This window comes from Planctomycetia bacterium, assembly GCA_034440135.1.
GTDB lineage: Bacteria > Planctomycetota > Planctomycetia > Pirellulales > JALHLM01 > JALHLM01.
Map to the genome: position 1 here is coordinate 1 of JAWXBP010000325.1, position 7,599 is coordinate 7,599.

At 60.9% G+C, this 7,599-nt stretch carries 7 protein-coding genes; 5 read left to right on the forward strand and 2 right to left on the reverse strand.

Features of this window, described 5'->3' with window-relative positions; genetic code table 11:
- Positions 1 to 10: 10 nt before the first annotated feature.
- Together SGJ19_19665 and SGJ19_19670 are read right to left on the reverse strand one after the other, a co-directional pair.
- Complete coding sequence (locus tag SGJ19_19665) at positions 11 to 610, reverse strand: isochorismatase family cysteine hydrolase (protein MDZ4782470.1); 600 nt, start codon at positions 608 to 610, stop codon at positions 11 to 13.
- Positions 611 to 714: 104 nt separating this feature from the next.
- Positions 715 to 1,197, reverse strand: a complete 483-nt coding sequence (locus tag SGJ19_19670) for a hypothetical protein (GenBank protein ID MDZ4782471.1) — start codon at positions 1,195 to 1,197, stop codon at positions 715 to 717.
- Between the two features lie 400 nt (positions 1,198 to 1,597).
- Between SGJ19_19670 and SGJ19_19675 the strand changes: the two genes are divergently transcribed.
- From SGJ19_19675 to SGJ19_19695, 5 genes are all read left to right on the forward strand, one after another.
- A complete protein-coding gene (locus SGJ19_19675) occupies positions 1,598 to 2,740 on the forward strand; it encodes a PDZ domain-containing protein (GenBank protein MDZ4782472.1) in 1,143 nt (380 codons plus the stop codon).
- A 155-nt stretch (positions 2,741 to 2,895) separates the two neighbouring features.
- The gene (locus tag SGJ19_19680; GenBank protein ID MDZ4782473.1) at positions 2,896 to 3,456 is read left to right on the forward strand and encodes a hypothetical protein; all 561 of its coding nucleotides are present in this window, start codon (positions 2,896 to 2,898) and stop codon (positions 3,454 to 3,456) included.
- The gene (locus SGJ19_19685) at positions 3,456 to 4,826 is read left to right on the forward strand and encodes an HAD family hydrolase (GenBank protein ID MDZ4782474.1); all 1,371 of its coding nucleotides are present in this window, start codon (positions 3,456 to 3,458) and stop codon (positions 4,824 to 4,826) included. The genes SGJ19_19680 and SGJ19_19685 overlap by 1 nt, the downstream gene beginning before the upstream one ends.
- On the forward strand, positions 4,823 to 5,554 hold the full coding sequence (locus SGJ19_19690; protein MDZ4782475.1) for an ROK family protein: 732 nt from the start codon (positions 4,823 to 4,825) through the stop codon (positions 5,552 to 5,554). The genes SGJ19_19685 and SGJ19_19690 overlap by 4 nt, the downstream gene beginning before the upstream one ends.
- Positions 5,555 to 5,847: 293 nt before the next feature.
- Complete coding sequence (locus tag SGJ19_19695; GenBank protein ID MDZ4782476.1) at positions 5,848 to 7,452, forward strand: cytochrome B6; 1,605 nt, start codon at positions 5,848 to 5,850, stop codon at positions 7,450 to 7,452.
- The last annotated feature ends 147 nt before the right edge of the window (positions 7,453 to 7,599 follow it).

Genomic DNA, 7,599 nt, shown 5'->3' on the forward strand with positions numbered 1-7,599 from the left:
AAAGCAATCGCTACGACTCTTTGAGCAATCGATCGTGCTTCACAGTCCCAGAGGTCGGGTCGTCCCAGTCGTCAAGCCCGCGCTCCATGCTGGAGCGGACATCCGCCTTGAGCACCGTTTGCATCACACTCAATGCCTCCGTCGACAGCTGCTCCGAATTCGCCGCGACGCAATCCGCCGGAATCCAGAGCTCGAAGCCGCGCATGTAGGCGTCGCTGGCCGTGAAAAATACGCAGATGTTCGTCGCCGTGCCGCAAAGAATCAGTCGACGCACGTCGAGATGACGCAAAAGCAGTTCCAACGCCGTGCCGTAGAAGCCGGAGTGCATGGGCTTGAGAACGAAGTAGTCGTCCTTTCCTGGCGTGACGTTCTTCGCGACTGCTCTGCCCGGCACGTTATCGTGGAGGCAGTGCTCGACCTGGGCCCGGAAGTCGGAACGCCAATGACCGAAATTGTCATTGACATAGATGATGGGGATTTCGCGTCGCGTGGCTGCCGCCTTCAGTCTGTTGATACTCTTCGCCATCGGCAGCGCCGCCGCGAGCAGTTGCTCTCCTTCGGGGAATACGAGGTCGTTGATCACGTCGACTAGCAACAGTGCAGTATTCATCCGTTGGTCGAGCCTTTCCTTTTTGCAACGCGAACAAAAAAGCCCGGCCGTCGATTAACGTGAATCGACGACCGAGCCAAGACTCTCGCGAAGCCGCCCATCGGCTAGAAACGAATGCCAGCCCCGCGCGGACCGATGTAGACGCCACGGCCATAGCCGCCGTAGCCTCGATAACCGGTACTGTAACGGTAGGGGTAGCCCGATCCGTATCCAGCACGATAGCCCCCGCGATATCGGTAACCGTCGCGATCGCCGTAGTACCGGTCCGGATAACCATTGCGGTAGTAGTTCGAACGGTACTGCGGCGTGGCGTATCGCACTGTCGCGCGGCCGCTGTATGGCACCCATTGACCGCCACTCCAAACCACCCAAGTGCGGCTCGGCGTCCAATACCACCACTTGCCGTTTTGACGGCGATAGCGCCATTGATCGTCGCGTGCGCGATCGGCTCGGTCGTCGATCCGATCTTCCACGCGATCAGCGCGGTCTTCAATACGATCTTCACGCTGCGTTTCGACTTGAGCGGAAGCGGCGGGAGCGGCCGCCAGCACACTCCCCAGCACGAGCATTCCCAGTAAATATCTCATTTTTGCCTCCTCGTTGAATTTGCTTCGACCTTCGTGGACTTGAGAGAGTTCACTTGGCCGACATGATGCTCTTAACTCCGCAGAACTACTGTTGCAAAAGAAGTGCCATTCGGCCCGCCTGGTCGCAATCGTGTCAGCGCGGATGAGCTTCGCGCAGTGTCGTGCAAGCCCTCGCTAAGCCGAATGGTTTGGCATCAAAGATGCCAACAGGTTCGTGAACAGTGGAACGCGGGAAAATCGCACGGAAACAACGTGTTTTGTGTGGGTAAGCGACGCGAAGTACGCCAACGAGGTCGCGACTCAACCACGCTTCTACCATCGACAATGCCATTCGACTTTCGACGACTTGGAGTCATTTCACTTTCTCACTACCGCCTTTCCTTGATTGCAGGAGTTGTCCATGAAACGGTCTTTAATGAGCGGCGCCTTCGCGATGTCCATCGCATTCGCATCCACAGCCGGCGCGCAGAACGAGAGCGCTGCTGACCCAGCGGCGCCACCCGCAGCAGCGCAGTCCGCGCAGCCGAACACCACGCCTGTCACGCCGCAGACGGTTGACAATCCGAACCCAGCCTCCGATGAAGTGGCGCCCCCCTTCGCGGATACGCCTGCCGGACAAACGAGCGATGTTCCCCAGCCCGGCGAGGTCACTCCGCCCGCCTTGGACAATGGTACGCCAGCTGATTCCGCGGCCGGCGCGGCTACCGATCGCTTCCCGAACACTGACACTCAGCGCGACGCGCGCACGTTTCGCAACGACGATCGGCGCGACGGTCGAGATCCGCAAGCTGGGCGTACGCCGCGTTCGAACTTCGACCCAGGCTTTCAAGTCTGGGGACAGACGGGACAGCCGCTGATGATCGGCACAGTCCCGACCGGCGGGCTCGCGGCACAAGCGGGATTGCGTGCCGACGATCGAATCATCTCCATCGATGGTCGTACATTCACCACGCCAAGCGAATTTCAGGACTTCGCACCGCAACTCGCGGGACGGCGCGTGCCGATCATCGTGGAGCGCGACGGTCAACAACAAACTGTGTCGATCGAATACCCCACCGCCGCGCAGTCAGATTCCGTCGCCTCCTCCCGAGGTTGGTTGGGCGTCTATCTGTCGCCGAGCTTCTCGGGCAACGGAGCGCGGGTGAGTCGACTCGCGACCGGTAGTCCCGCCGCTCGGGCTGGGTTGCGAACGGGTGACATCATTGTCGGACTGAACGGCCGCGACGTCTGGAATTACCATGATTTGGTCGATGGCGTGACGGGTCTGAGTCCGAACTCGACCGCGGAACTGAACGTCATGCGAAACGGCCGCACGGTGCCGCTGGTTGCCACCGTAGCCGCGGTGCAACGCGCTGGTTATCGCGGCGACGGCTATCAGCGGGGCTATGATGCCGACGGCTACGGTCGCCGGCCGGCCCCACCGACCTGGAATTCCGGATCTAACGTCGGCGCTACGGACCGCCTGGATCGACTGGAACAGATGGTGATTGAGCTACAAACCGAACTGCGTTCGATGCGCCATGAGTTGTCGCAGAATCGGTAGTTCCTTGCTTCACTCGGAAGCGATTGGGCGTTCTCAACTTCATGTTGGGAACGCCTCATACTTGCGCCCTCGGCTCAAGTGGGACGCGGCCCACTGGCACGACAGTTGCTTCGCTAGTGAGCCGCCTGGGATTCACTCTTTTTAGGAGCCACATCATGGAACCGCTGCGCGAACAGACGTTGGACCAAAACCTGGTCGTGGGCGTCTTTTATAGCCGCGAGAATCTACACACCGCCGTGACTGATCTGCACTCAGCAGGGTTCACAAACAGCGAAATCGGTGTCATCGCGCGCAAAGAGGACGCGGATTGGCAAAGTCCGGCCGCGGATGTGGACACCGGCGCAGGCAACGCCGTTGCGGGCGCAGCGACGGGTGCCGTTGCGGGCGCAGGTCTTGGCGGCATTTGGGCGCTCGGCATCGCGGCCGGCATGCTGCCCGCGATCGGTCCCATCGTGGCAGGCGGCATTTTGGGCAGCGTGCTGGCCAGCGCAGCGGCTGGCGCGACCGCCGGAGGATTGACCGGCGCGTTGATCGGCTATGGCCTGAGCGATGAAGAAGCTCAATTCTACGAGAGTGAACTCGATGCCGGTCGCATGGTGCTCACTGTCCGCGCGGGCGATCGGCATGCGTTGGCCGAATCGATTCTACGGATGCACGGCGCGTCGGACATTCGGTCGGATCGCAAAGAAGTGCGCAGCGAGGTCCTCGGACGGTAATGCGACGATTCCATGTACTGGCCTGCGATTACGATGGTACGTTGGCCAGACACGGCCAAGTGGATGCTCCGACGATGGCCGCGCTCGAACAAGTGCGGGCGTCGGGACGGCGCCTGGTGATGGTCACTGGGCGCCGACTGGCGGAATTGTTGGAGACGTTCTCCAGCGCGCACGTCTTCGATCGCCTCGTCGTGGAAAACGGAGCGGTCGTTTATGACCCGGCAACGGGAGCGGAGAAAGTACTGGCGGAAGCCCCGTCGCCACGGTTCATCGAAACATTGCGAGCACGCGGCGTAGGGCCGATCGCAGTCGGACATACCATCGTCGCCACTTGGGAACCGCACGGAACGACCGTGCTTGAGGTCATTCGCGACCTTGGCCTCGGCATGCAGATCGTCCTGAACAAAGGTGCTGTCATGGTGCTTCCCGGCACGGTCAGCAAAGCCACGGGGCTGGAGCATGCACTCGGTGAATTCGGCCTTTCGCCACGCAACGCCGTGGCCGTCGGAGATGCTGAAAACGATCACGTGCTTTTAACCTACTGCGAGTGCGGCGCTGCGGTTTCTAACGCCGTGCAGGCGCTGAAAGATCGCGCGGATATAATTCTTGAGCGCGATCATGGTGACGGTGTGATCGACTTGATCGAACAAATTGTCGACAACGACCTCTCGCGATGGATGACGAATTGCCCTCGGCGACGGTTGGAATTGGGATCGACCGCCGGAGGCGATCCGGTGCGCCTACCGACGTTCGGCGTTGGCGTGGCTTTGGAATCGCAGGCGCTGGATTCGCTCCAGCCGCTCCTGGATTCCTTGATTCAGCAATGGAATGCCCAAGGCTATCAGTGGTGTGCGGTTTCCTTGGCATCGACGCAATTGACCGAAAAGGCCGAAGTTAACCTGGGAACGGAAACCCAGGCGCCGGAAATGGATGCAGTCATTCGGGCCCTCGACAACCCGCGCCATTCGATCTTCGTCAATTGTGCGCACCTGAATGCATTCGACCAGGGCACCTTTCTGAAGGCGCTCGCGAATACGCTGGCCGAACGTCGGCGGACAAGCGGGCGGCCTCATTGGGTGTGCTGGATGGGCGCCGCGCAGGCGCTCAAGAATGCAGGCATCAATCTGGACGAACTCGGCGCCGGCATGGTCTTTGCAGATGCCGTTGAAGCGCACGACAGCGACTTGCCAACAAAGTTGCAACGGGTGCGCGTAGTTGATCGACGAGGCCTGGCCGACACTTCGACCGTCGACACATCCGGCGTCGCTTTCAAGTCATTTCATTGGCTTGTCAGCGACGACGGAAAGGTTCGCCTTGAGCCTGCCGACATCGACCACCACAATTCCCATTCCAGTAAGCCAACTCCATGAAGCCCCTCGTCGTTGATATTGGCGGCACCAACGTCAAAGCCTGGTCGCCGGACGGCAAGATCATGGAAAGGCTTCCCACCGGCAAGCAGTTCACGCCCGCGCAGTTACTGCAGGCGCTGGAGCGCTGGAGGCAAGCGGCGCCCTGCGACTCGGTGGCGATCGGCTATCCGGGGCGCGTGCAGAACGGCCGACCAGCGCGCGAGCCGTGGAACCTGGGGGACGGTTGGCTCGATTTCGACTTTGAATCAAAGATCGACGTGCCGGTCCGGCTAATGAACGATGCGGCGATGCAGGCGCTCGGCAGCTATGAGCGCGGCTCGATGTTGTTCCTGGGTCTCGGCACCAGCGTCGGTTCGACACTCGTCGTGGACGGTTTCGTCGTGCCGTTAGAACTGGGCAGCATTCCTTATTCGCGCAATCGCAGCCTGGAGGAGATGCTGTCCAAAAAAGCGTTGCATCAGACCGGTCAGCCTCGCTGGCGGAGGGCTATTTTGCGCGTGCTTCCGAAGCTTCTGTACGCGTTCGCCGCGGACTACATCGTTCTCGGCGGCGGCAATGCCCAACGACTACGCGGACAGCTGCCAGATTTTGTGCGTCTGGGCCACAACCGCAACGCCTACATTGGCGGCGTGCGGCTGTGGCAGGCGAGCGATTTTCGCCGCGTGCATTGGATACCGGATGAAGCGCTGTCGAGTCACCAGGAAAACGCCCCAGATGGGGCCGCATAGATCAGGAGCGGAACCCCGGAGCGCGGCAATACTTGCGGACGACCTGCGTGAACGGCCAAAAGATCTTTCCTTGATCCTCCGCGGAGATGCCGATGCCAGTGTCGCGAACTGCGAACTGAAACGATTCGTTCAACTACCCGGGGGACAATCTCTCTCTTTCCTCACTACTGAATGCGATTTCGCTAAGCGCAATCATGGAGGGAGGCTTGCATGCGTAGCCGCTTCGGAACGACAATTGCAACCGTTGCGTGAACTGCATTGACCCCAGACGCCCCCAGCCGAGGTGAAGTGCCATGCGCCTTCCATGTAAACGAATTGTCGCGGTCGGCTCGCTCGCCGGATTGCTACTGTTCATGGCCGCGTACAACGGCGTGGCGCAAGATCGACCGCGCCGCCCGCGCGCCGGCCAGCAACCTGCTCAACCTGCTGCGCCGGCGACGACGCCGCCTGCGGCGCGCGCGGAGCGTGCGGACGCGGTACAGCAGGCGCAAACCGTTCAGCCGCCGACTGGCGATCGCCCGGAAACGCAGTTCAATGACCATGATCGCGCGATGACCGCCGCACTGAGCAAGCCGGCGTCAATCGACCCCTCGCTCGCCGAGCAGCCAGAGGCCGGTCGCATGACCGGCTTCGATTTCTACAAAGATCCGCTCAACGCCGCGAAGCCAGGGACGACCTTTGCGGAAATCATGGCGGCCGACGTCGCGCAGCGCGAGCCGGTCATGGTGCGCCAGCGTCAATTGCTGGAAGCGCGGTACAACCTGACGCCACGAACGAATCCTGAACTCCGCATGACGCGCGGCAAGCTCATCCCATTGGGACCGACGGCGCGCTTGCGCGACGGCGTCACCTGGGATTCGCTAGCGGGATTGACGCCACCGCAGATGCTTGAGCAACGAGCCTTTCCCTACCCCGCGCTGCCACATCCCAAGCAAGTCGCCGGCGGCCAGGTGTTTCCCAAGATGCAGATCGACATGTTCCCGCGGTTGCAGCGGTTCGACGTGGAGTTCGATCTGCCGGACGCCTTCATCCCCGAGTTTCCGCCGGCGATCTTTCTCGCGAATCGGCCGGAGTTGGGCGACGTCTCGCGCGGCCAGGTCGTGTCGATCAACAACTACTACCCGCTGTTCAAAGATTTGCTGACGCCGGTGCAACTGGACGGACTGCGACTGTTGCTTACGCCGTTGCCGCAGGAGGAATTTAATCCCACCGATGATCGCAAGACTGAGCAACCGAGCCTTGGCGTCACTTGCTTCGATTGCCACGTGAACGGCCACACAACCGCGCAGTTTCACTTGAATCCCGACACGCGACCTCAAGAGCGCCGCCTGCGACTCGACACGGTGAGCTTGCGCGGCGTAGCACAACAGCAAATTCACGGGTCGAAACGCAGTCTCCGCTCAATCGAAGACTTCACCGAATTCGAGCAACGCACCGCGTACTTCAACGGCGACGCCATTCATGCCATGAAAAAAGGCATGGCGATCCTCGACCGCATTCAGGTCAGCCACATGGCCCAAATGCAGAACATGCTCGATTTCCCGCCGGCGCCGAAGTTGAATCGCGAAGGACGTTTGAACCCGGCGCTCGCCAACGAATCCGAGCTGCGCGGCGAAGGGCTGTTCTTCGGCAAGGCGCGTTGCGCGGAGTGCCATCCAGCGCCGTTCTACATCGATCATCAACTCCATGACCTGCAGGTCGAACGCTTCTCCGGCGAGGCCCCTCCAGGCGTCATCAAGACTTTCACGCTGCGGGGGATCAAAGAAAGCCCGCCGTACATGCACGACGGGCGTTGCCTAACGCTGGAGGACACTGTTGAGTTCTTCAACATCGTGCTGGAACTGCGGCTGAACACCGCGGAAAAACAGGATCTGACCGCCTTCCTGCATTGCCTCTAGGTGAATTGAATCGCGCACGCCAAAGGCAAAACACTAGCCCGACGCGCTAGCGAGGGGGAGCAGTCGTCGACCTTGAGCACGGTCCGTACACTCGATCCACGCCCTCTCCCCCTCGCTTGCGCGTCGGGCTAGTGTCCTGTCAACTCT